Annotated in this window: 1 rRNA gene (only partly in view); it reads right to left on the bottom strand. The window is 49.8% G+C overall.

Annotation, left to right across the window (positions count from 1 at the left end):
- Nucleotides 1-266, bottom strand: a 23S ribosomal RNA gene (locus ABE099_RS20550); it reaches 2386 nt to the left of the window's first position.
- Nucleotide 267: the final 1 nt, after the last annotated feature.

The following is a 267-nucleotide window of genomic DNA, read 5'->3' as shown; positions in this document are numbered from 1 at the left end:
TCCGCGTTCGCTCGCCGCTACTGACGGAATCACTTTTGTTTTCTCTTCCTCAGGGTACTTAGATGTTTCAGTTCCCCTGGTCTGCCTCTTCATATCCTATGTATTCAGATATGAGTAACTACCTATTACAGTAGCTGGGTTTCCCCATTCGGATATCCCCGGATCAAAGCTTGCTTACAGCTCCCCGAGGCAGTTTCGTTGTTCGCCACGTCCTTCTTCGGCTCCTAGTGCCTAGGCATCCTCCGTGTGCTCTTAGTAGCTTAACCT

This window comes from Paenibacillus turicensis, from assembly GCF_050461185.1.
GTDB classification, from domain to species: Bacteria; Bacillota; Bacilli; order Paenibacillales; family Paenibacillaceae; genus Fontibacillus; species Fontibacillus turicensis_A.
This window is presented reverse-complemented; position numbering and strand designations above follow the sequence as displayed.